Annotated in this window: 1 protein-coding gene; it reads left to right on the top strand. The window is 41.1% G+C overall.

Going from position 1 to position 246, the window contains the following annotated elements:
- Positions 1-126, top strand: a 126-nt coding sequence (locus tag AK963_RS36995; RefSeq protein ID WP_139117866.1) for a helix-turn-helix domain-containing protein, incomplete at its 5' end; no start/stop codon positions are given.
- Positions 127-246: the final 120 nt, after the last annotated feature.

The following is a 246-nucleotide window of genomic DNA, read 5'->3' as shown; positions in this document are numbered from 1 at the left end:
GACCTACGGACAGTTTATAAGCTACTACATAGAGTAAAGTTGTCGTGGATTTCTGGCAGATCAAAACACCCAAATCAGGATCTTGAAGCGCAGGAGACATTTAAAAAAACTTCAGCAAGGAAGTAATACCAATCGCATTTTCTAAATCCTTAAGCTGCCGCCAACTATGCTTAGGCATCATTACCATGCATTATCTAGAACAGATGTCTCGTCGACCACAGCTACCCGAAGGTTTTAATGATGTTG

It is taken from the genome of Endozoicomonas atrinae (assembly GCF_001647025.1).
Lineage (GTDB): Bacteria > Pseudomonadota > Gammaproteobacteria > Pseudomonadales > Endozoicomonadaceae > Endozoicomonas > Endozoicomonas atrinae.
This window is presented reverse-complemented; position numbering and strand designations above follow the sequence as displayed.